Annotated in this window: 23 protein-coding genes; 11 read left to right on the top strand and 12 right to left on the bottom strand. The window is 60.7% G+C overall.

What is annotated here, in order from left to right:
• The 5 genes from HBO23_RS21650 to HBO23_RS21670 are packed head-to-tail and all read left to right on the top strand — an operon-like array spanning position 1 to position 4,563.
• Complete coding sequence (locus HBO23_RS21650; RefSeq protein WP_017139602.1) at positions 1-795, top strand: ABC transporter permease; 795 nt, start codon at positions 1-3, stop codon at positions 793-795.
• Positions 795-1,085, top strand: coding sequence for a (2Fe-2S)-binding protein (locus HBO23_RS21655; RefSeq protein ID WP_017139603.1), 291 nt, complete (start codon positions 795-797; stop codon positions 1,083-1,085). The genes HBO23_RS21650 and HBO23_RS21655 overlap by 1 nt, the downstream gene beginning before the upstream one ends.
• A complete protein-coding gene (locus tag HBO23_RS21660) occupies positions 1,082-2,425 on the top strand; it encodes an FAD/NAD(P)-binding oxidoreductase (protein ID WP_170039696.1) in 1,344 nt (447 codons plus the stop codon). Before HBO23_RS21655 ends, HBO23_RS21660 begins: the two co-directional genes overlap by 4 nt.
• Entirely contained in the window at positions 2,422-3,519 is a 1,098-nt protein-coding gene (locus tag HBO23_RS21665; protein ID WP_170039698.1) for an FAD-dependent oxidoreductase, read from the top strand. Before HBO23_RS21660 ends, HBO23_RS21665 begins: the two co-directional genes overlap by 4 nt.
• A gap of 12 nt (positions 3,520-3,531) precedes the next feature.
• A complete protein-coding gene (locus HBO23_RS21670; RefSeq protein WP_017139606.1) occupies positions 3,532-4,563 on the top strand; it encodes an ABC transporter substrate-binding protein in 1,032 nt (343 codons plus the stop codon).
• A gap of 39 nt (positions 4,564-4,602) precedes the next feature.
• On the opposite strand, the gene HBO23_RS21675 is transcribed toward HBO23_RS21670, so the two are convergent.
• From HBO23_RS21675 to HBO23_RS21690, 4 genes are all read right to left on the bottom strand, one after another.
• Complete coding sequence (locus HBO23_RS21675) at positions 4,603-4,959, bottom strand: hypothetical protein (RefSeq protein ID WP_169986377.1); 357 nt, start codon at positions 4,957-4,959, stop codon at positions 4,603-4,605.
• Positions 4,960-5,171: 212 nt separating this feature from the next.
• Positions 5,172-5,819: a nicotinamidase gene (locus HBO23_RS21680; RefSeq protein WP_170039700.1), complete on the bottom strand. Its 648-nt coding sequence runs from the start codon at positions 5,817-5,819 to the stop codon at positions 5,172-5,174.
• 210 nt (positions 5,820-6,029) lie between these two features.
• Positions 6,030-6,803, bottom strand: a complete 774-nt coding sequence (locus tag HBO23_RS21685) for an L-iditol 2-dehydrogenase (protein WP_017139609.1) — start codon at positions 6,801-6,803, stop codon at positions 6,030-6,032.
• 13 nt (positions 6,804-6,816) lie between these two features.
• Entirely contained in the window at positions 6,817-8,127 is a 1,311-nt protein-coding gene (locus tag HBO23_RS21690) for a sugar ABC transporter substrate-binding protein (RefSeq protein WP_017139610.1), read from the bottom strand.
• Positions 8,128-8,335: 208 nt separating this feature from the next.
• Between HBO23_RS21690 and HBO23_RS21695 the strand changes: the two genes are divergently transcribed.
• The 3 genes from HBO23_RS21695 to HBO23_RS21705 all read left to right on the top strand — a co-directional run bounded on the left by HBO23_RS21695 (position 8,336) and on the right by HBO23_RS21705 (position 11,435).
• Positions 8,336-9,274, top strand: a complete 939-nt coding sequence (locus HBO23_RS21695; protein WP_170039702.1) for an AraC family transcriptional regulator — start codon at positions 8,336-8,338, stop codon at positions 9,272-9,274.
• A 155-nt stretch (positions 9,275-9,429) separates the two neighbouring features.
• Positions 9,430-10,392, top strand: a complete 963-nt coding sequence (locus HBO23_RS21700) for a nucleoside-specific channel-forming protein Tsx (protein WP_170039704.1) — start codon at positions 9,430-9,432, stop codon at positions 10,390-10,392.
• A gap of 14 nt (positions 10,393-10,406) precedes the next feature.
• Positions 10,407-11,435 carry a purine nucleoside permease gene (locus tag HBO23_RS21705; RefSeq protein WP_017139613.1) on the top strand — a complete coding sequence of 343 codons (1,029 nt, stop codon included), beginning with the start codon at positions 10,407-10,409 and terminating at the stop codon, positions 11,433-11,435.
• A 329-nt stretch (positions 11,436-11,764) separates the two neighbouring features.
• Here HBO23_RS21705 and HBO23_RS21710 read toward each other — a convergent pair whose 3' ends face one another.
• From HBO23_RS21710 to HBO23_RS21740, 7 genes are all read right to left on the bottom strand, one after another.
• Positions 11,765-12,100, bottom strand: a complete 336-nt coding sequence (locus HBO23_RS21710; RefSeq protein ID WP_017139614.1) for a DUF6124 family protein — start codon at positions 12,098-12,100, stop codon at positions 11,765-11,767.
• A 434-nt stretch (positions 12,101-12,534) separates the two neighbouring features.
• Positions 12,535-13,494: a zinc-binding alcohol dehydrogenase family protein gene (locus tag HBO23_RS21715; protein ID WP_099549270.1), complete on the bottom strand. Its 960-nt coding sequence runs from the start codon at positions 13,492-13,494 to the stop codon at positions 12,535-12,537.
• 30 nt (positions 13,495-13,524) lie between these two features.
• Complete coding sequence (locus tag HBO23_RS21720; protein ID WP_017139616.1) at positions 13,525-13,698, bottom strand: DUF1427 family protein; 174 nt, start codon at positions 13,696-13,698, stop codon at positions 13,525-13,527.
• 103 nt (positions 13,699-13,801) lie between these two features.
• Positions 13,802-14,566: a helix-turn-helix transcriptional regulator gene (locus HBO23_RS21725; RefSeq protein WP_170039749.1), complete on the bottom strand. Its 765-nt coding sequence runs from the start codon at positions 14,564-14,566 to the stop codon at positions 13,802-13,804.
• Positions 14,567-14,633: 67 nt separating this feature from the next.
• Complete coding sequence (locus tag HBO23_RS21730) at positions 14,634-14,804, bottom strand: metallothionein (protein ID WP_017139618.1); 171 nt, start codon at positions 14,802-14,804, stop codon at positions 14,634-14,636.
• Between the two features lie 89 nt (positions 14,805-14,893).
• Positions 14,894-15,349, bottom strand: coding sequence for a DMT family transporter (locus tag HBO23_RS21735; protein ID WP_017139619.1), 456 nt, complete (start codon positions 15,347-15,349; stop codon positions 14,894-14,896).
• Between the two features lie 4 nt (positions 15,350-15,353).
• Positions 15,354-15,842 (bottom strand): DMT family transporter, encoded by a 489-nt coding sequence (locus tag HBO23_RS21740; protein WP_017139620.1) that lies wholly within the window; start codon positions 15,840-15,842, stop codon positions 15,354-15,356.
• Positions 15,843-15,959: 117 nt separating this feature from the next.
• Here HBO23_RS21740 and HBO23_RS21745 point away from each other — a divergent pair, with 117 nt between their 5' ends.
• From HBO23_RS21745 to HBO23_RS21755, 3 genes are all read left to right on the top strand, one after another.
• The gene (locus tag HBO23_RS21745; protein WP_017139621.1) at positions 15,960-16,892 is read left to right on the top strand and encodes a LysR family transcriptional regulator; all 933 of its coding nucleotides are present in this window, start codon (positions 15,960-15,962) and stop codon (positions 16,890-16,892) included.
• A 100-nt stretch (positions 16,893-16,992) separates the two neighbouring features.
• Positions 16,993-17,394 carry a type II toxin-antitoxin system Phd/YefM family antitoxin gene (locus HBO23_RS33955; RefSeq protein ID WP_236462374.1) on the top strand — a complete coding sequence of 134 codons (402 nt, stop codon included), beginning with the start codon at positions 16,993-16,995 and terminating at the stop codon, positions 17,392-17,394.
• On the top strand, positions 17,391-17,768 hold the full coding sequence (locus HBO23_RS21755; RefSeq protein ID WP_099549266.1) for a type II toxin-antitoxin system VapC family toxin: 378 nt from the start codon (positions 17,391-17,393) through the stop codon (positions 17,766-17,768). Before HBO23_RS33955 ends, HBO23_RS21755 begins: the two co-directional genes overlap by 4 nt.
• A 28-nt stretch (positions 17,769-17,796) precedes the next feature.
• Here HBO23_RS21755 and HBO23_RS21760 read toward each other — a convergent pair whose 3' ends face one another.
• The gene (locus HBO23_RS21760) at positions 17,797-19,116 is read right to left on the bottom strand and encodes an Nramp family divalent metal transporter (RefSeq protein ID WP_017139624.1); all 1,320 of its coding nucleotides are present in this window, start codon (positions 19,114-19,116) and stop codon (positions 17,797-17,799) included.
• Positions 19,117-19,132 lie beyond the last annotated feature (16 nt).

Here is a 19,132-nt window from a genome sequence, read left to right on the forward strand (position 1 = left end):
ATGTCCAGAAACGGTCCTTTGGCCCTCGGTTTTCATGGTGTGGTGGTGCTGTTCATGATGGCGCCGCTGGTGGTGGTGTGCCTGGTGGCCTTCACCCCGGAAAACACCTTGAGCCTGCCCACCTCGGGCTTCTCGCTGCGCTGGTTTCGCGCGGTGTTCGAGCGTGCCGACTTTATCCAGGCGTTCTACAACAGCCTGATCCTGGCGTTTACCGCCGCCACATTGGCCACGTTGATTGCAGTGCCCGCCGCCTTGGCGATCAGCCGCTATCAGTTCCCGGGGCGCAACTTTTTCAGTGCGTTGTTCCTCTCGCCTATCATCATTCCGCACCTGGTGCTGGGCGTGGCGATGCTGCGCCTGTTTGCGCTGATGGGCGTCAATGGCAGCTTCACCTGGCTGATGCTGGCGCACGTGGTGATCATCACGCCGTATGTGCTGCGCCTGGTGCTGGCGGCGGCCATCGGGATTGATCGCAGTGCCGAGCAAGCCGCCGAATCGCTGGGTGCCGGGCGCTTCACGCTGTTCCGTCAAATCACCTTACCGATGATTCTGCCGGGCGTGGCCGGCGGCTGGTTGCTGGCGTTCATCAACAGTTTCGATGAAGTGACGCTGTCTATTTTTGTCAGCTCGCCAGCCACGCAAACCCTGCCGGTGCGCATGTACGTGTACGCCACCGAGTCCATCGACCCGATGATGGCGGCGGTCTCGGCGCTGGTCATTGCACTCACCGCAGCCACCATGATCCTGCTCGACCGGGTGTATGGCCTGGACCGCGTACTGGTGGGGAAACATTGATGGCCTTGTTCAAACGCTTGGCCGAAACCCGGCGCCCTGCCCTGGCCTTCACCCTCGACGGGCAACCGGCCACCGGTTTGCTGGGCGACACGTTGCTCACCGCCATATTGACCTGCGCCGAGCACCTGCGCGGCAGCGATTTCAGCGCCGAACGCCGCGCCGGTTTCTGCCTGATGGGCGCGTGCCAGGACTGCTGGGTGCGGCTGGAGGATGGGCGCCGTGTGCGGGCTTGCTCGACGCTGCTGCAAGAGGGCCAGGCGATCAGCCGCGATCCGGGGCGTCAGGCATGAAACCGATCGTGATTGTGGGCGCAGGCCCGGCGGGCATCAGCGCGGCGCGCACCTTACTCGACCATGGCGTCAAGCCTTGCCTGGTGGATGAAAGCCTGCGCGGCGGCGGGCAGATTTACCGGCGCCAACCGGCTAATTTTCAGCGCTCGGCCAAGCAGCTGTATGGCTTTGAGGCGGGCAAGGCTACGGCCGTACACCGCACACTGGATGAGTTGGCGCCGCTGATCGACTACCGGCCCGAAACCCTGGTGTGGAATGCCGAGGACGGTCGCCTGGATATGCTGACTAACGGCTACGCCGAAAGCGTGGAGTACGCGCAGATTATCGTCGCCACCGGCGCCACCGACCGCATTCTGCCGGTGCCCGGCTGGACCTTGCCTGGTGTCTACAGCCTTGGCGCTGCGCAAATCGCGTTGAAATATCAGGGCTGCGCCATCGGAGAGCGCGTGGCGTTGTGTGGCAGCGGGCCGTTGCTGTATCTGGTCGCGTACCAATACGCCAAGGCCGGGGCCAAGGTGGTGGCGATGCTCGACAGCGCGCCGTTCAGTGCCCAGTGCCGTGCTTTGCCGGCGCTGCTGGGGCAACCGGCGACCCTGGCCAAAGGCATTTATTACCGTGCCTGGCTCACTGCCCATGGGGTTCCCGTGTATCAGGGCGCGACGCTCCAGCAAATCGACGGCGAGCAACGGGTGCGTGGCATCCGCTGGGATAAGCACGTAGTGGAATGCGATGCCGTGGCGTTCGCCCATGCGCTGCGCAGCGAGACGCAACTGGCGGATTTGCTCGGCTGTGAATTTGCCTGGAACAGCTTGAATCGCGCCTGGCTGCCACAGCGCGACAGTGCCGGGCGCAGCAGCGTCAGCAGCGTGTACCTGGCCGGTGACGGGGCCGAGATCATGGGCGCCGATGCCGCGCAGATGGCCGGTGAACGTGCGGCGTTGGCGGTCCTGGAAGATTCAGGCATTGCCATCGATCCGCTTCGCCCAACGCTGCTTGAGCAGCAACTGGCGGGTATCCAGCGCTTTCGCCATGGGCTGGAAACTGCGTTCCCTTTCCCCGAGCAATGGGCTGCACAGGCGCCGGATGAGTTAATCCTGTGCCGCTGCGAAGAAGTCAGCGTCGGCGACGTACGCGCCGTCGTCGATGAAGGCCACTGGGAAATCAACCGGGTCAAAGCCCATTGCCGGGTCGGCATGGGCCGCTGCCAGGGCCGCATGTGTGGGCTGGCGGCAGCAGAGGTTGTGGCCGAACGCAGCGGTCGCGCCATACAAGACGTTGGCCGCCTGCGCGGTCAGGCGCCGATCAAGCCGCTGCCGTTTGGTGTGCAGGTGCAGCCATGATCGACGTGATCGTGTTGGGTGGCGGCATCGTCGGCGCCTCGGCGGCGTTGATGCTCGCGCAAAAAGGCCAGCGTGTGGCCTTGGTGGAGCGAGACTTTTGTGGCTCGCACTCCAGCGGCGTGAATTACGGCGGTGTGCGCCGCCAGGGCCGCCCCTTGCATCAACTGCCACTGTCACAACGCGCCCATGAACTGTGGGCCGACCTGCCGGGGTTGATCGGCATCGACGGCGAGTATGTGCGGTCCGGGCATTTGAAACTGGCGCGCAGCCATGCGGATTTCGCCGCGCTGCAAGCCTATGCCGAACAGACCCGTGGCTTTGGCCTGGGCTTGCAGTTGTTGGATTACACCGAACTGCGCGCTCGCTTCCCTTGGGTCGGGGATATCGCGGTGGGCGCCTCGCTGTGCCCTGAAGACGGGCATGCCAACCCGCGCCTGGTGTCGCCCGCTTTCGCCCGTGCGGCGCAGCGCCTTGGCGCGGCGGTGCACGAGCAGGCCGAAGTGACTCAGATCGAACATGACGGCCAGTGCTTCCAGGTGCGCTGCGCCAATGGCCTGCACCTGCACGCGCCGTGGTTGCTGAACTGCGCGGGCGCCTGGGCCGGTACGGTTGCCGCGCAATTTGGCGAGCCGGTGCCGATTACCTCGGCACACCCGGCGATGCTGGTGACCGAGCCGCTGCCAGTGGTGATGAACGTGAGCACCGGCGTTGAAGGCGGCGGGATTTATGCGCGCCAGGTCACCCGTGGCAATTGCATCCTCGGCGGCGGCCGTGGTTTTGCCCTTGGCCCGCTGACGGCGCGCCCTGGGCAAGCGGCAGTTTTGGAGATTCTGCGCAATGCCGGCGAACTGTACCCGTTTCTCAAGGGTGCCCAGGCGATTCGTACCTGGAGCGGCACCGAAGGTTACTTACCCGATCATGAACCGGTGATCGGCCCCAGCAGCACCCAACCTGGCCTGCTCCACGGTTTCGGCTTTGCCGGCGCCGGGTTCCAGCTCGGCCCCGCCGTCGGTGAAGCCTTGGCAGAGATCGTCTGCACAGGCGCCAGCCGCCAACCCATCGAAGCGTTTTCCATTCGTCGTTTCCAAGCCTGAGAGGAAAAACCCATGAACCCACGTATCGCGCTGTCCTGCTTGCCCCTCGCCTTGCTCACCGCCACCGCCCATGCCGCGCCGACGCTGTACCTGGGCATGAACGGCGGCACCATGGAACGGGTGTACGCCGACAAGGTGCTGCCCGCGTTCGAGAAGGCCAATAACGTCAAGGTGGTGATTGTGCCCGGCACCTCGTCGGACATCCTCGCCAAGGTCCAGGCCAACAAAGACAATCCGCAGATGCACGTGATGTTCCTCGACGACGGCATCATGTACCGCGCCATTTCCATGGGCCTGTGCGACAAACTCACACCCAACCCGACCCTGGACCAGATCCCGGCCAAGGCCAAAATCAAGGATGAAGCGGTTGCCGTGACCCTGGGCGTCACGGGCCTGGGCTACAACGCCAAGATGTTCAAGGAAAAAGGCTGGGCCGCGCCCACCTCATGGATGGACCTGGCCGATCCGCGATTCAAGGACAAGGTGGTGTTCCAGTCCCTGGCCTCCTCCACCTTCGGCCTGCACGGCTTCTTGATGTTCAACCGCATCCAGGGCGGCTCCGAGACCAACGTGGAGCCGGGCTTCAAGGCCTGGCCAAAAACCATCGGCCCCAACGTGCTGGAGTACATCGCCAGTTCCGCGAAGATTTCCGAGATGGTACAGACCGACGAAGCGGCGATCTTCCCGCTCACCCCGACTCAAGTGACCACGCAGCAATTGCTCGGCATCCCGATGGAATACGCCCAGCCCAAGGAAGGCGCAGTGGTGCTCAACGTGGCCGAGTGTGTCATTGCGCGTAATGACCAGCCGGAACTGGCACAGAAACTTGCGGCCTTCTTGCTGACCGCCCAAGCCCAGGCGCCGGCGCTGGAAGAAGGTGACCAGATCCCGTCGAATCCGACTACGCCGACCACCGACAAAACCCGCGCGCGGGTGGAGGCCATGCAAGGTTACTTGCAGACAGCGATTTCGATTGATTGGGACCAGGTGAACCAGGCGCGGCCGGAGTGGAATGCGCGGTGGAGCCGCTCGATCGAGCGGTAGCGGGCAGGCCTGGTGTGCTCCCGCGTGACTGCGCGGGAGCTACGGGCAGCGAATGTTTGCCAGTTTCAGTCGCATGTCGTGATAGCGGTAAGTGTTTAGCAGAAGTATTCCCAGCAGTGGAAACACAACCCCCAACAGATAAGCCAGCGCGTGGGGCCGGTATTGAATGGTCGGTGTCACCACTATCAAGCAGAGGACAAAATAGCCCGTCTGCCATCCAGAGGACGCAACGCGCCCGCGTGCCAGCATCCAATGGCCAAGGCCAGATAAAATCATCAAGCCCAGCAACAGCGCAACGGTACATCCGGTTTGCATCGCCGGGCCAAGGCGGCGCAAATAGGTGGTGCTCGCCAGAAAGGTAGCGGCCCCGCCTGAAAGCAGGCTTACAACGACCATAAGCATAAATTCCGGCAGGAACCGGGCAACACGGTTTGCAGTTGACTCCCTCACGCGATAGCGCCCCCCGGCCAGACAAGGCCGCTTGTGCAAAAGCGTAGAGGGTAATCAGTAACTCCCAGCGAGTGATGTAGGACGCGTCTCATTTTTTAACGCGCAGAACTACCGCTCTAGCCGCGAAACACCGGCACAGCACGTTACCGGGCCTGCAGTTAGCGCGTGGCCATCGCGCTCAGCTCTTCGCGACTACGGCTGATGACTGCACCGGCATTGAGCAACTCCTCTACCGCCGCCGCACCACCCGCCTCGCTGATGCCTCGGCACGCCGGCAGGTGCAGAACCACTTCCAAGCCAGCCTTGAGCAGTTGCAAGGCGGTGGTCTTGACGCAGAAGTCCAGGGCCAGGCCACCCACGATCACGCGACGCACGCCCTGGGCCTTGAGGTACTCGATAACCCCCGTGGACAGCTTGTCGTGCAGGTCGTGGTAACAGGCGCCATAGGGATGCAGGTCGGGTTCAACGCCCTTCCAGATGAAGTAGTCGTAGTCATACGGGGTGGGTAATTCGTCGAGCAAGGTGAAGCCTTCAGTGCCCGGCACACAATGACTGAGCCAGGTAAGGTCGGCATGCTCAAGGCCGGTGGGTTTGAGCATGTCGCCAGGTTGCGTGACCACCCACGGTGCTTGCGGGGTATGTGCGTCTTTGCTGCCGACACGGTAACCGGCAAGACTGGCCATGTAGTTGAGTTCGGCACCGATCTGGTCGCCACCGGCCACCGGCAGTTCATTGGGGCACAGCGGCGTGAAACTCTTTTGAGGGTCGACGTCGAATGAGGCAATGGCAGTTTTCGCAAGGGTCATGGCGGCACTCCTGTGAGGTGCAGGTAAAAGTAGACATGAGGGACGGCTACCTCCACAAACACTTTGTTTACTTTTTTGAGCACAGTGTTGCCGTCCAAGAAGCTCAAAGATCAAAGGTGGGAGCTGGCTTGCCTGCGAAAGCGGTGGGTCAGGCAGCAAGACTGCAACTGATAAACCGCTTTCGCAGGCAAGCCAGCTCCCACACTTGACCTAGTTCATCCAGTTGCCGCCGTCGACATTGTAGGTCTGGGCCACGATGTAATCGGCGTCTTTAGAGGCCAGGAAGATCGCCATGCCGGTCAAATCCTCAGCCGTGCCCATGCGCCCGAACGGCACTTCGGCCCCAACCCGTTGTTTCTTCTCGCCAGGCGCCAGCCCTTCATGCCTGGCAAACAGCGCATCCACGCCATCCCAGTGCTCGCCATCCACCACGCCCGGCGCGATGGCATTGACGTTGATACCCTGCTTGATCAGGTTCAAGCCCGCTGACTGCGTGAGGCTGATCACCGCCGCCTTGGTCGCACAATACACCGCCACCAATGCCTCGCCGCGCCGCCCCGCCTGGCTGGCCATGTTGATGATCTTGCCGCCGTGGCCCTGGCGGATCATCTGGCGGGCCGCGGCCTGCAAGGTGAACAACGTGCCGCCGACGTTGATCGAAAACAGCCGGTCAAAGCTGTCGCGAGTGATATCGACGATGGGCGCCAAGTCGAACAGTGCGGCGTTGTTGATCAGGATATCGAGTTTGCCGGCATGGGCCACCACGGTGGCAATCGCGCCGTCGATGGAGGCTTGATCCGTGACGTCCATCGCGACCGCGTAAGCCAGTGGCCCCAGTTCGGCGGCTGTGGCCTGCGCGCGTTGCAGGTTGATATCGGCAATGGCAACCGTTGCGCCTTCAGCGATATAAGCCTGGGCAAAGACGCGGCCAATACCGCGCGCCGATCCGGTGATCAGCGCGCTTTTACCTTCGAGTCGTTTCATAAGGAAGTCCTGTTTACTTAGGGTAACCGGCGCGTTTCATTTCGCGTTCGGTGGTGGACTGAGCCTCAAGCAGCGCCTGGTCAACCGTCATGCCGCCGGTAAGCGCCGCCGAGAACAGCTTGCCCACCGAGGTGCCGATGGCCTGGAACTCCGGGATGGTCACGTACTGAATGCCCACATACGGCACCGGCTGGGCCGACGGGTGCGCAGGGTCGGCGTGTTTCATCATTTCCAGCGTCACCTGGGCAAACGGCGCGGCCTTCAGGTAAGCCTCGCTGTAGGTGGACTGGCGAGTGCCCGGTGGTACGTTGGTGATGCCTTCTTTGTCGGCGACCAGTTGGATGTAGTCCTTGGAGGTGGCCCAGGCAATAAAGGCCTTGGCGGCGTCCTTGTGTTTGGACGTGGCCGGGATGGCAAGGGACCAGGCATAGAGCCAGGAGGAGCCTTTGTCGGTGACTTCGGTCGGCGCGGCGGCAAACCCTACACTGTCGGCCACTTTGCTCTGGGTTTTGTCGGTGGTGAACGAGCCGGCGACGCTGGCATCCACCCAGATCGCGCACTTGCCGCTGTTGAACAGCGCCAGGGTTTCGTTGAAGCCGTTGCTGGAGACGCCTGGCGGGCCGTAGTTTTTCAGGGTGTTGACGTAATAGTTGGCGGCGGCCGTCCATTCAGGGCTGGTCAGCTGCGGCTTCCACTGTTCGTCGAACCAGCGTGCGCCAAAAGCGTTGGCCATGGTGCTCAACAAGGCGATGTTCTCGCCCCAACCCGCTTTGCCACGCAGGCACATGCCGTATTGGTCTTTATCTTTTACCGTGAGTTTGGCGGCAAACTCACCGAGCTGAGTCCAGGTCGGGTGCGCAGGCATGCTCAGCCCCGCTTGCTTGAACAAGTCGGTGCGGTAGTAGGTGACCGTGCTTTCACCATAAAACGGCAACGCGTACAGGGTGTTGTTGACCGACAAGCCTTGGCGCACCGAAGGGAAAATATCCTCGGCGTCATAGTTGGCAGGCAGTTCGGTCAGCGGTTCCAGCCAGTGTTTGGCGCCCCACAATGGCGTCTCGTAGGTGCCGATGGTCAGCACATCGAATTGCCCGCCCTGGGTGGCGATATCGGTGGTGAGGCGTTGGCGCAGCACGTTTTCTTCGAGCACCACCCAATTGAGCTTGATGTCCGGGTGCTGCTGCTCGAACACCTTGGACAGGCGCTGCATGCGGATCATGTCACTGTTGTTGACTGTGGCGATGGTCACGGTGTCGGCGGCGTAGCTGGGCATGGCCAGCGCCAGGCCAGTCAGCAGGAACAGCGCGTGTGGGAGCTTGAGCATGGCGGTATCCACCTGTTGTTTTTGTTGTTGAGTTGCGATTACAGCAGCTTGGTCAAGGCCTCACAAACGAATGGCGAATGCGCTGCTGATACTTTTTTAACCCGTACTTGAAAGTCAAAAAAGTATCAGTGCCGGGCAAAATCGGGGGTAGCGCACTGATTGCCGCTACGCGTATTTTGGCGTTATCCAATGTATAAGAGGCATCACCGTGCCCGTCAGCCGCGACAAACTATTCGAACATCGCCCCGCCGAACTCGAAGTGATCCTGCCCGAGCCGGACCACTGTTTTCGCTGGTTCGAACATGACTACCCGTATGACCTGGCGCGCTGGAACCACCACCCCGAGTTTGAGATCCACCTGATCCGCCAAGGCAGTGGCAAGTTGGTAGCGGGCGACTATATCGGTGCGTTCAGCGCCGGGCATGTGGCGCTGATCGGCCCCGACCTGCCCCACGACTGGATCGGCGACCTGGCCCCTGGCGAATACCTGACTGGCCGCGACGTGGTGCTGCAATTCGACGGCGCCGCCCTGCTCGCGCTGCGCAAAACCCTGCCGGAACTCGGCGACTTGCAACCGCTGTTCGAACAGGCCCGACGCGGCCTGGAATTCACGGGTGAGACCGCTGTACAGGCAGCCGGGTTGATGGAAGCCATCGGCAACGCCCAAGGCCTGCAACGGTTGATCCTGTTCCTGCAACTGCTCGACACGCTTAAAAATGCACCGCAAGCACAGGTAGAGGCACTGGCCAGCCCCTGCTACGCGCCCACCCTGGATGCACGCAGCGCCGAACGCATCAACAAAGCCTTCGATTACCTGATGCGCGAGCTGACCGGCGACTTGCGCCTCTCGGTCATCGCCCAGCAACTGCAGATGAGCGAACCCGGCTTCTCACGCTTCTTCAAACGCAACACCGGCCACGGGTTTATAGACCTGATGCGCAAGTTCCGCGTGCAACGCGCCTGCCGCCTGTTGCTGCAAAGCGACATGTCAGTGGCGGACATCTGCTTTGAAGTGGGCTACGCCAACCTGTCCAACTTCAACCGGCACTTTCGCATCGAGATGCACCAGACGCCGAGCGAGTATCGACGCGAAACCGCGATGCATTTATTCAACCGCATCGAGAAATTGACACCCAGCCAATTTTGACCAAAAGGTCGACTAATCCCTGTTTTCTCCATACTGCTCAACCCTTTGAGCAAAGTTGGTACGCCACGTGCAAACGTTTGCGGAACGAACTTGGCCGCCAAGTTCACCACTACCCGCAGAAACGGGTTCCAACCGCGTAAGAATAGGGATTTTCAATGCACCTCACCTCAAGGCGTCCCGCTTGTTTTGGTGTTTCCTTGCTACTGGCCGCCGTTACGGGAGTACTCAGCGCACCCATTTTGGCGCAGCAAAAACCCACCGATGACTCAGCACAGGGCGAAACCCTCAGTCCTGAAACCAAAAACCCGGAAGCCAGCCCGGTAAAAAAAGGCGTGTACATGTCGGACTGGTTCAACCAGGACCTGACCCTGATCGGCAGCAAAGACATCAGCTTCGGCCCCAAGCCGCAGGATGATGTGTACCTGGAATACGAGTATTTCGGCCGCAAAGGCCCGTTCGAGCTGTATGGCTATATCGACGTGCCGAAAATCCTCGGCATCGGTAACAGTAATGACAAAGGCGCGTGGGACCATGGTTCGCCGGTATTTATGGAGCATGAGCCGCGTATCTCCATCGACTACCTGGCCGGCCGCAGTTTGGCCATCGGTCCGTTCAAGGAATGGTATGTAGCCTTTGACTGGATCTACGACCACGGCAGTAACAAGTCCAACCGCGCCAACACCTTGTACAGCGGCCTGGGCACCGACATCGACACTCATTCGCGGGTCAACCTGTCGGCCAACTTCTATGGGCGTTACCAATGGGAAAACTACGGCGCGAGCAACGAATACTCGTGGGACGGCTATCGTGCGCAAATGAAATACATCGTGCCCATCAGCAGCTTCGATAACGGTGCCTCGCTGACCTACATCGGCTTTACCAACTACGATTTCGGCTCGGACTTGCACAAGGACAACCCGGCGCGCACCGCCAATTCATTGGTGGCCACCAACGTGCTGTTGTATTCGTTCACCCACCTGCGCTTCACCCTGGTCGGTCGTTACTTCCACAACGGCGGCAACTGGGAGGATGGCAGCGAGCTGAATTTTGGCGAAGGCAACTTCCGCGCCCGCTCGGATGGCTGGGGCTACTACGCCGGTGTCGGTTACCAATTCTGATCAAGGAGCTATAGATGAACATGCTTACCCGTCTCTCGATGGCCATCGGCCTGGCCTTTTTGCCCCACGTGGTGCTGGCCGATGCTGCGGCGCCGATCAAACCCAAAGTGATGCTGATCACCATGTTCGCCCCCGAGGCGCAAACCTGGATCGACCGCCTGGAACTCAAGCAGGAAGTCCGTGTGCCAGGCCTGTCGGCCGAATACCCGGTGATCCGCTGCAACACCCAGGACGTGTGCCTGCTGGTGACCGGCATGGGCCAGACCAACGCCGCCGCGTCCACACTGGCCCTGGCGTTGTCGCCCAAGTTCGACCTGCGCCAGAGCTACTTCCTGATTGCCGGGATCGCCGGCATCAGCCCTAAACACGGAACCATCGGCACCGCCGCCTGGGCGCATTACCTGGTGGAGTTCGGCACCCAATGGGAGCTGGATTCGCGCGATGCGCCTAAAGACTGGCCAACCGGTTACATCGGCATCAACACCAAAGGCCCCAACGAAAAACCACCGTTGGACTACAAGACCGAAGTATTCGAGCTGAACCCGAAGTTGCAGGCCAAGGCGTTTGCCTTGTCGCAAAAGGTAGAGCTGAGCGAAAGCAAGGAATCCAGCGCCTGGCGTAAACACTACCCGGCCGCGCCGGCCAACCAGCCGCCGCAAGTCACACGCTGCGACACTTTGGCGGGCAACACCTGGTTCTCCGGCACACGCCTGAGCGAACGCGCCGAGGTCTGGACCAAGTTGCTCACCGACAACAAAGGCGAGTACTGCACCACCCAGCAGGAAGACAACTCCACCTATGAAGCCTTGCTGCGCGCCAGCCGTGAAGGGTTGGTGGATATTCAGCGCTTGGCCGTGGTACGCGCCGGTTCCGATTTCGACCGGCCGTATCCGGGCTACAGCGAGGTGGACAACTTGCTGAAGTATGCGGACCAGGGTGGGTTTGTACCGGCGTTGGAGAACCTGTACCGCACGGGCAATCCGCTGGTACAGGCGATCCTGAAGAACTGGTCGGCCTGGGAAAAAGGCGTCCCTGAAGCCTAGTAAAAATCAAAATGTGGGAGCTGGCTTGCCTGCGATAGCGATGGGTCAGTCAATAACTCTCTGACTGACAGACCGCCATCGCAGGCAAGCCAGCTCCCACACTTTTAAGTCACGGGGTGGGCTACATTCAGCGCCTTGTCGACCAGCAGTTGCACACCTTCCAGCATCCGACAGATACCCAGCGCGACCTTGTGTTGAGATCGTTCCCACGCTCCGCGTGGGAATGCCGCCCCGGACGCTCCGCGTCCCGCCATAGAGGATGCAAGGTGACGCGGAGCGTCACTGGATGCATTCCCACGCAGAGCGTGGGAACGATCTTAGCCCCCCATTCAAGCTACGGGGTGGGCTACATTCAGCGCCTTGTCGACTAGCAGTTGCACACCTTCCAGCATTCGGCAGATACCCAGCGCGACATTGCGTTGCGAACCCTCGATTTCAAACGCGAGGTGGTTGGCGATATCACTGATGGAAGCCAGATCCTGGGAAGCATTGACCAGCAAGGTTTCCGTACCCAAGTCTGCGCGCACGGTGAAGATGCCTTCGCTGGGTTCAGGAATGGGTTTGCCGGGGTTGAGATAGTGGTTGATCGCGCGGTAGGCGACTTCGTGCAGGGTGCTGGTGTCGTAGTCTTGATGGACTGGGGGGTTGGGGCTGTCTTTGATCATGGTGGAACTCCTGGTAGTGGAGCTGTCATCACTTGCGGTCAAACAAAGTGGGGTGGCAGCTGAACGCGGGTTGACCGACCGGAACCAGGGATCCGGCATACCCGAAGGTATCCCGCGCACAGCTGCCGCGACACGATACATCAAGCGTAAAAAAAACGCCTGATATAGGTCTTGGGTGCTCTTGCGTACTGGTTAAGTCGGACGGTCAAATCCGATCGCTGAATTTTCAGCGACGCCAGTGAGGTTAGTCAGCCCGCTTCCGAGCGACAACCTGAAACCTTTGTGGGAAACGTCCGATCAAAAACAGTCCTCAAACCCAGTGAAGATCAAAATGTGGGAGCTGGCTTGCCTGCGATAGCGGTGGGTCAGTCGATAGTTCTCTGACTGACAGACCGCCATCGCAGGCAAGCCAGCTCCCACACTTTTTAACCGCATTAAGGCAGGAAGATGACCTTGTCCGCGCTGCCTTTGTTGACTTCCTCGTAGCACTGCACCCCATCTGCCAACGCCACCTCACGCAACCCTGTCGGCAACGGTAGCGAACCCTCATCAAAAAACCGCCCAAACTGCTCCAGCATCACCGCACATTGCTCGCAGTTGTAGAGCAATGAATTGATGCCCACCACCGAGCCGCCCTTGCGGTACAACGCCAGCGCCGGCAGCTGCACATGCCCATCAACCGGCGCCGCGATGATCGCTATGCGACCGAACGGGGCCAACCCTGCGACAGCCGCCGGCAGCCAGAAACCGGTGGTGTCGAAGATCACATCGGCGCCGCCCTTGAACACCGCATTCACCTGCCCGCCCAATGCGTCCGGTTGGCCCAGGGCAATCGCGTCGAAGCCCTGCGCCTGCAACGCCTCGACCTGATCCGCTTTGCGCACCGCCGCCAGCACCTGCGCACCGCGAATTTTCGCCAGCGCCAACGCCGCGCTGCCTACAGCACCATTGGCACCAATCACCAGCAGCCGCGTGCCTTTGCCGACACCGCTGCGCTCCAGCGCATCCCAGGCGGTGGTGTACGGCACACCGAGGCTGGCAGCCTGGGCAAAGCTTAGATGCGTCGGTTTATGCGCCACGCCTTTCGCCGACACCGTGAGGTACTGCGCGTGGGAGCCATCGGCAAAAAAGCCGAGGTCACGGCCGGTGCCCCACACTGCCTGGCCAACCAGTTGCTGCGGGCCTTCCACCACCACACCGGCAAAGTCCCGGCCGGGAATACGCGGCAACGTCGTGTAGGGAAACCGGCCAAGTACGTTTTTAACGTCGCTGGGGTTCAAACCCGCCGCTTTAACCTGGACCAACACTTCACCGGCAGCCGGCAGCGGCTTGTCGACTTCAACGAAACTGAGGGCGGCGAGGTCGCCGGTGGCGGAAAATTGCAGTGCTTTCATGGCCAATATCCATCGAAGTGAAAAAAGAAATCAGGACAACCAACCGCTGACCAGCTCACGGCCCATGGGCCAGAGCTTCTCGCCGATCAACATCCCCATCAGCCCCACCAGGGCAATGGCAGGCGGCGCGGGTGAGCGAAAGTCCAGGGCACCATAGATCACGCCGACAAACAGGCCGATGGCGAGGGAAATGAGATAGTTCATAGGGGATAGTTCATAGGGTTTACGCCGGGTGGGTTGATGCGCTCAGTGTAGTGAGCCCCCCCCCGAAGCATCGGCCAAGTGCTTCAGGATTTCGGCCAAAGCCTCAACCGACGTATTGCGACGGTGCCACACCCAGTTCACGGCGGAACATGTCGCTGAAGCTGCTCGGCGAATAGCCCAAAGAACGGGCAATGCCGCTCACCGACTGGCCCTGGATCAGTTCCGCCACCGCCGTGGCTAGCTGCACCTGACGGCGCCATTCGGCAAAGCCCATACCGAGGTTGTTCTGGAACAACCGCGCCAGGGTGCGCACGCTGGCACCCGCCGCTTCGGCATGTTGCTCAAAGGGGATTTCCAGCGAGGGCGCCGCCATCACTGCCTGGCAGGCATTGATCAACCGGCGGTCCGCCCCCAGTGGCATGGCAATGCGGATCTGGGAGCGGCGCGCGCGTTGCAACTCCAACAGCGCCAGACCGACTACGGCGTCGTAATAGGCGGTATCACCGTTATCGCCTTGATCAACCAGCGTGACGATCAGCTCACGCAGCAGCCCGCCGACTTCAATCACCTGCACCTGGCTGTCCAGCGTCGCCGCCAAGGCTGGGCGCAGGTAGATATTGCGCATCTGCAAGTCCGAGACCACGCGAATCCCGTGCTCCACACCCGGTGGCAACCACACGGCGCGCTGCGGCGGTACTACCAGGGCTTCGCGCGGTGTTTCAACCCACATCACCCCGCTCATGGCGTAGAGCAACTGGCCCCAGTCGTGGCTGTGTGGCTCCACATACAACCCACGGGGGTAGGTGCGCGCCAGTGGTTGCACGGGGACGGCATGATCAGTGAGGTCGGGAGGCGCGGCCAGGGCCATGAAGCACACATCAATCAAGGGTGAGCGGCCATGGTAATGACCGCCACCCGATAAGCCGAGCGGATTTTTAGCCGTGGGCAGACTTGGCGCACTCGCAACCGGTCGACGAGGCACACGGTTCGCCATGCGCATGGTGCTCGGCGCAGCCTTGGCAGCAGTAGCCCTTGCCGTCTTTCATCACCGCGTTGGTGCCCAGTACGCATTTGCAGTGTGGGCAGGCACAGGTTTTATCAGCCATGTTCAGACTCCTTTTGCATGGTCGTCCAGGTGCAACGGGCGCTGCACCTTAAGCAGTGACTACCGGCAAGGTTTCAAGGTTCACCGCCGTTAATCGGCCAGTCGGCTGTTGCTGCGGTACATGAACACCAGCGCCACTGCCAACAGCAGCATTGCCACGATACGGCTGCCCGACAGCTCGATGGCCGGGTTGCCCAGCCAGCCGAAGTTATCGATCAGCATGCCCATGCCCAACTGCCCGACGATCACCGCCACCGTGGCCACTGCCGTCCCCACCACGGGCACTGCGCCGACCATGACCATCATGTACACCACGCCAAACAACGCGCCGGTCAACTGCCATTTGGGCACGTCCAGCAAGCTCACGGCCTGTGCGGGTTCGAAGAAGAAAATCAACAACGCCGTGCTGATTGCGCCCACCGCAAAGGTCAATAAACTGCTGCGCAACACGCCGACCGTCTGGCCCAGGCGGCCGTTGATCGCGGCTTGCACACTCAGCACCGCACCGGCGGCAATCACCAGTACCAACAACAGAATCAGATTCATCGCTTTAACCCCGTGCAATCAGAACAAGTGCCGCCACAATCAACGCCAGGGCAATCCAGCGTTCGCCATTGACCCGTTTACGCGCGGTGCCGAACCAGCCGAAATGGTCGATCAGCACGCTCTTGCCGACCTGGCCCGAGAGGATCGCGACCATGGTCATGGCGATGCCGATATGCGGCGTGGCCAAAGTCAGCACCACCACGTACATCGGCCCCAAAAAGCCGCCGATCAACTGCCAGCGCGGCAGGTCGGTGAGTGCCGGGCCTTTTTGCGCGCCGCTGAACAGCAGCAGCAAAAACAGAATCGCCGTACCGACGCCAAAGATGCTCAACGTTGCCCACAAATGCCCGACCTGTACACCCAATGGCCCGAGCAAGCCGGCCTCAACCGACAGGCCCATGCCCGCCAGAATCACCAGCGGCAACAGCAGCAATCGCAAAAGGTTTTTTTTCGGCCTGGCCTGCGCCACGCCTTCGATGGAACTTGCCTGCATACATCACCTGCGCGTCAAGAAACGAAACATGGCGCGCATTATCCGGTGGCCGTCTTGTGCGATAAATGGGAGCATGCAAACAACACCTTTGCGCATTACGCACAGCACGGAGCCACGATGCAGGGTTTGAATGAACTGAGTTTCAAGGCATTGCGCCTGTTTGTAGCCGTGCTGGATCACGGCAGCTTTTCCGAAGTGGCACGTCGCGAAGGGCTGGCGCCCTCCTCCATCTCACGGCAAATCCAATTGATGGAACAGGCGCTCGGCCAGCAATTGCTCTACCGCCATACGCGTGCGGTCAGCCCCACCGAAGCCGGGCGGCTACTGGGGCGTCATGCGCGCCTGATGCTGGAACAGTTGGAGGCCGCCGGCCAGGCCCTGCAAGAGCAGGAAAGCGAACCCAGCGGGCTGGTGCGCATCAACGCGCCGATGGTATTCGGCCAACGCCACCTGTCACCGTGGCTGGGCGAGTTGTGCCGTCGCTACCCCAAGCTACAGTTGGATATCCAGCAAACCGACACCTACGTCGACCCGTTGCAAGACGGCACCGACCTGCTGTTTCGCATCGGCGTGCTTAACGACTCCAGCATGCAGGCGCGCATCTTCGCACCCCAGCGTTTTCGCCTCGCCGCCAGCCCCGCCTACCTGGCCCGGCATGGCACGCCGCGCCACCCCGAAGAACTGGCCAACCATCAATGCCTGGCCTACAAAGGCATCACCGGCCAGCAGCGCTGGTTCTTCCGCCGCGGCCAGGGCGACTGGACGCCTTACAGCGTCAAAGGCCCGATCACCGGCAACCACGCCGACACCCTCACCCACGCGGCGGAGCAAGGCCTTGGGCTGGTGGTGTTTCCGTCCTGGCTGATCGGCGAAGGCTTGCGCGCCGGCACCTTGCAGGCGGTACTCACGGAGTACGACGTGGCCACCACCCTTGAACCGCAACAGATTGCGGCGTTGTGGCCAGGCAGCCGGCGGCTGTCGCTGAAGGTGCGCACGGTGATTGATTATTTTGTGGAGTGTTTTGGAGCGGTGCCGTATTGGGATCGGTGAGGCTCCTCCCTCTCACTGGAAAAGCATTGGAAGGTAAAAATTCCTCGTGGGAAAAGTAGGCTCGTTCTGATTTTTCGGGCCACTATTTCAGACACGGCATATGGCAGGCAGACTTTGGCTCAATCTTTTTTTGGAGAGGTGCCATGGGTTCGTTTATCAAAAACAATCGCGCTCTGAACGCGCGGCTAAAGCCGGTCGTCATGCCGTCTTTGATAGCTCAGCTGATTTTGGCTATATTTGGCCAAAATATGGAGATCGCCACATGATTACCGTACCGCTGGGTGAAGCAAAAAATAATCTGTCAAAGCTGGTCGATGAGGCTGCTGCTGGCAAAGTGATCACCATCGCCAAGCATGGGCGTGCGATGGCACAGCTCGTCCCCGTAGGAAAGGCCAAAGGCCGCCGGATTGGCGCAATGAAAGGCAAGCTCATTATCCCCGAAGACTTTGATGCGCCTTTACCCGATGACCTGCTGGATGCGTTTGAGGTCAACCCTTTATGAGGGTGCTATTGGATACCCATATTCTGCTGTGGACACTGAGTGATGACCCCAGGCTATCCAATAAAGCCAAAAAATTGATTGAAGACGCTGCTGAGATTTACGTCAGCGCTGCAACCTTCTGGGAAATGGCGATCAAGGTAGGCTTGGGAAAGCTCGAGGTGCAGCTGGATGAAATCCGTGAATACTGCCTGGAGAGCGGTTTCACCGAATTGCCGATCACCCCAGAACACGCGATTGCAGTGAAGGATCTTGAGCACCACCATAAAGACCCGTTCGACCGGCTTATCATTGCGGCAGCCATGAGCGAGCCGATGAAACTGCTGACGGCCGATCCGCAGGTTGCCCAGTACACATCCTTGGCAATTCTGGTGTAGACCGCGTTGGAGCGATCACACGTTTAAGTCAAAACAACCACTGCCCAATCAACCACGCATTCGCCCCACTGATCAGCGCAAACAGAAACCACGCCAGTAACCGCGTGGGCAAGCGGTTAACGAAGGGCCCCATCAGTTGCTTGTCGTCAGTCATGCGGATCAGCGGGTACAACGCGAAAGGCAGCTGCAGGCTGAGCACCACCTGGCTCAGAATCAGCAGTTTGCCGATGGCATCGTCGCCCATCAGCCACACCCCCAGGAACGCTGGGATCAGCGCCAGCCCGCGCGTGATCAGGCGCCGCTGCCAGCACGGGATGCGCAGGTTGAGGTAACCCTCCATGATCACTTGCCCGGCGATGGTGCCGGTAAAGGTCGAACTCTGCCCCGAAGCCAACAAGGCGATGCCGAACAGGATGCTGGCGAAGGCGCCTCCCACCAATGGGTCAAGCAGGTGATAGGCGTCCTGGATCTCGACCACTTCGGTGTGGCCGGTCTTGTAAAACGCGGCGGCGGCCAACACCAGGATCGCGGCGTTGACCAGCAACGCCAGGGCCAGGGAGCCGATGGTGTCGATACGCGCCAGCTTGACCGCGTCCTGTTTGCTGGCGAGGTCTTTGCCAATCAGGCGGGTCTGCACAATCGAGGTGTGCAAATAGAGGTTATGCGGCATCACCGTGGCGCCAAGGATACCGATAGCCAAATACAACGGCGCTGCATCGCTGATGGCCGCCAGTGACGGGGTAAAGCCACTGAGTACGTCCGGCCAGTAAGGTTTGATCAGCACCAGTTCGATAAAGAAACACACGCCAATGGTTGCAACCAGCGCCAGCATGATCGCTTCCAGGCGGCGGAAACCGCGATTTTGCAGGGCCAGGATCAATAGTGTGTCGAACGCGGTGATCACGATACCGGTCGTCAGCGATACGCCGAGCAACAAGTGAAACGCCAAGGCGCAACCGAGGACTTCAGCCAGGTCGGTAGCGATAATGGAGATTTCCGCCAACACCCATTGCGTGCGCGCGGAGCGTTTGCTGTAGCGCTCACGGCACAGTTGCGCGAGGTCTTTGCCGGTGGCGATGCCCAGGCGCGAACACAGGCACTGCACCGCCATCCCGGCCAGGCTGGCCAGCAGCACCACGAATAGCAGGCTGTAGCCGTAACGAGAACCGGCTTCGATGGCGGTAGCCCAATTGCCGGGGTCCATGTAGCCGATGGAGATCAGCAGGCCGGGGCCGGCAAACATCAGCGCCCGTTTGAAAAACGAGGCCTTGGGGTCGACGATAACGGAGCCGGCCACTTCCGGCGGGCAGAACGGGGCAGTGGCGATTTTCGGCAGGCTGAATTTCACGCGGTATCCCAGGCAA

Origin of the sequence: Pseudomonas sp. WS 5532 (assembly GCF_012985445.1) — a bacterium.
Lineage (GTDB): Bacteria > Pseudomonadota > Gammaproteobacteria > Pseudomonadales > Pseudomonadaceae > Aquipseudomonas > Aquipseudomonas edaphica.

Excerpts from the sequence above, each read along its gene's own strand:
- HBO23_RS21650 (WP_017139602.1), top strand. The coding sequence starts at position 1 with ATGTCCAGAAACGGTCCTTTGGCCCTCGGTTTTCATGGTGTGGTGGTG.
- HBO23_RS21655 (WP_017139603.1), top strand. The coding sequence starts at position 795 with ATGGCCTTGTTCAAACGCTTGGCCGAAACCCGGCGCCCTGCCCTGGCC.
- HBO23_RS21660 (WP_170039696.1), top strand. The coding sequence starts at position 1,082 with ATGAAACCGATCGTGATTGTGGGCGCAGGCCCGGCGGGCATCAGCGCG.
- HBO23_RS21665 (WP_170039698.1), top strand. The coding sequence starts at position 2,422 with ATGATCGACGTGATCGTGTTGGGTGGCGGCATCGTCGGCGCCTCGGCG.
- HBO23_RS21670 (WP_017139606.1), top strand. The coding sequence starts at position 3,532 with ATGAACCCACGTATCGCGCTGTCCTGCTTGCCCCTCGCCTTGCTCACC.
- HBO23_RS21675 (WP_169986377.1), bottom strand. The coding sequence starts at position 4,959 with ATGGTCGTTGTAAGCCTGCTTTCAGGCGGGGCCGCTACCTTTCTGGCG.
- HBO23_RS21680 (WP_170039700.1), bottom strand. The coding sequence starts at position 5,819 with ATGACCCTTGCGAAAACTGCCATTGCCTCATTCGACGTCGACCCTCAA.
- HBO23_RS21685 (WP_017139609.1), bottom strand. The coding sequence starts at position 6,803 with ATGAAACGACTCGAAGGTAAAAGCGCGCTGATCACCGGATCGGCGCGC.
- HBO23_RS21690 (WP_017139610.1), bottom strand. The coding sequence starts at position 8,127 with ATGCTCAAGCTCCCACACGCGCTGTTCCTGCTGACTGGCCTGGCGCTG.
- HBO23_RS21700 (WP_170039704.1), top strand. The coding sequence starts at position 9,430 with ATGCACCTCACCTCAAGGCGTCCCGCTTGTTTTGGTGTTTCCTTGCTA.
- HBO23_RS21705 (WP_017139613.1), top strand. The coding sequence starts at position 10,407 with ATGAACATGCTTACCCGTCTCTCGATGGCCATCGGCCTGGCCTTTTTG.
- HBO23_RS21710 (WP_017139614.1), bottom strand. The coding sequence starts at position 12,100 with ATGATCAAAGACAGCCCCAACCCCCCAGTCCATCAAGACTACGACACC.
- HBO23_RS21715 (WP_099549270.1), bottom strand. The coding sequence starts at position 13,494 with ATGAAAGCACTGCAATTTTCCGCCACCGGCGACCTCGCCGCCCTCAGT.
- HBO23_RS21720 (WP_017139616.1), bottom strand. The coding sequence starts at position 13,698 with ATGAACTATCTCATTTCCCTCGCCATCGGCCTGTTTGTCGGCGTGATC.
- HBO23_RS21725 (WP_170039749.1), bottom strand. The coding sequence starts at position 14,566 with ATGGCCCTGGCCGCGCCTCCCGACCTCACTGATCATGCCGTCCCCGTG.
- HBO23_RS21730 (WP_017139618.1), bottom strand. The coding sequence starts at position 14,804 with ATGGCTGATAAAACCTGTGCCTGCCCACACTGCAAATGCGTACTGGGC.
- HBO23_RS21735 (WP_017139619.1), bottom strand. The coding sequence starts at position 15,349 with ATGAATCTGATTCTGTTGTTGGTACTGGTGATTGCCGCCGGTGCGGTG.
- HBO23_RS21740 (WP_017139620.1), bottom strand. The coding sequence starts at position 15,842 with ATGCAGGCAAGTTCCATCGAAGGCGTGGCGCAGGCCAGGCCGAAAAAA.
- HBO23_RS21745 (WP_017139621.1), top strand. The coding sequence starts at position 15,960 with ATGCAGGGTTTGAATGAACTGAGTTTCAAGGCATTGCGCCTGTTTGTA.
- HBO23_RS33955 (WP_236462374.1), top strand. The coding sequence starts at position 16,993 with ATGGCAGGCAGACTTTGGCTCAATCTTTTTTTGGAGAGGTGCCATGGG.
- HBO23_RS21755 (WP_099549266.1), top strand. The coding sequence starts at position 17,391 with ATGAGGGTGCTATTGGATACCCATATTCTGCTGTGGACACTGAGTGAT.